The 1,609-nt window shown below is 40.1% G+C and carries 2 protein-coding genes; both read right to left on the reverse strand.

The annotated features are described in order from the left end of the window. Positions 1-459, reverse strand: a 459-nt coding sequence (locus A9G36_RS02170) for a hypothetical protein (protein WP_141670608.1), incomplete at its 3' end; no start/stop codon positions are given. Between the two features lie 40 nt (positions 460-499). Beyond that, a partial coding sequence (locus tag A9G36_RS10105; RefSeq protein ID WP_176701003.1) for a hypothetical protein occupies positions 500-1,609 on the reverse strand: 1,110 nt, incomplete at its 5' end.

The raw sequence follows: 1,609 nt of genomic DNA on the forward strand, positions 1-1,609 counted from the left end.
CATGCCTTTAAGTTGATTATCCACATCTATAATTTTTTCTACCACAACCCGACCAAAGCAGAAGTTAGTCCCCCCCCACCAATCTACGTATTTACGACCTTCATCCGTTAAATTATAACGGTACAGAGGCTTATCGCCGTCATGACCAACCAGCTCTTCAGTAAATAATCCCTCTTTAGCATAGAGGGATAGTTTTAAGTTTAATCTTCTATTTTGTTTTACTTTATCATAAGGCTCTTTCGGATCAATTTCGCCTTCAACATAGTGAATAGTATAAGGATACATATCCTCAGTTAAATCCCCCACTGCTAAGCAAGATTTTTTATTTCCTGTTGGGTTATTAATATCGTTTTCCCTTTGAATTCGCGTTTTATAATCGGTAAAATCGCACCCTGTCAGTAACGATAACATCAGTAAACTACTACCTAATATTAAGACTTTTTTGATTTGTGTTTTCATCAGTTATTACCTGTTAGTTAAAATTTGTTAATCGATTCTGTCACTGCTTCGGCTTATGGCTCGTATCAGCTGTATATTGGTATGACAGTAAGTATGGAAACACTTTTTTACCCTGTTCATCCACTTTCCCCGTTGGCCAATATTGAATGGTGCAAATCACTTCAAACTGACCAGTTACCCGCCCTACTAGTTGGTTTATCATAAATAAACCGATATTCGGCGCTTTTGGCTTGGTCGTTGTAACCTCTGTGGTGGCGCTGTCTGCTGGTGTTGCTGCTTTTTCCTGCGATGTTTTAATATCGATACCCATCACTTGCTGCATGGCATACCAATTATTAACCACCTCCCCCAAATCTTTGGGCTCAGCCTGATAATAATCATAAATTTCAATCTTTTGTTTTCGAGTCATATTTTTATTAACCAGTTTAAAATAGGCTGGATTGTATTGAACGGGTTCAATAATTATATTTTCACCGCCATGACTAACTTCTAATATGGTCTCTTGTGGTTCACCACGGTGGCGGATGGTGATTGTTCCTTCAAATTTGGCCTTATTTTTTACAAAGTCGGGCAGTTGCATCACTAAGTTTAAATTGTACAATTTACTGTTTGAGGTTTTATTTATTGCCTCTACCACTTCACGTTGGTCATCGGTTCCCCAAACGATTCCTGTGACTTTAGTGGGCGCACTATTTTTTAGATTTTGTTGACCTTCTTTCCCCAAATCGCTTGCATTCACTTCATGGTGGGCGGTTTGGCAAAGTCCTTTTCGGGATGCCAAATAAAAATCTTGCTCGGATAGGTAGTTGCCCGTATCACTAATGGGGTAAGGTGGGTATAAGTCATTGCGAGCTAGGTTGCCAAATATGGAGCGGTTTATCCATTTGTCCATTTCGTCCCATTGGCTACCGTCGTCGTAAGTGCCAAATAGAAAATTAAGAATAAATGGCGCTAAAACTAAAACCAGCCCCCATGGTCCAGACAACGCAAACGATAACCCCAATCCGGCTATTGCAAAACCAATACAAGAACTGACCATAAAACTAACGGCGCCAACATCACCCCGGGCTAATGCTTTATTGGCACGACAGATATCATTTAAGCTATCCACCAATGCCAATACTTTACCTGCTGCGCCAACAAAGTTCCC

This window comes from Gilliamella sp. Choc6-1, assembly GCF_001690385.1.
GTDB lineage: Bacteria > Pseudomonadota > Gammaproteobacteria > Enterobacterales > Orbaceae > Gilliamella > Gilliamella apicola_A.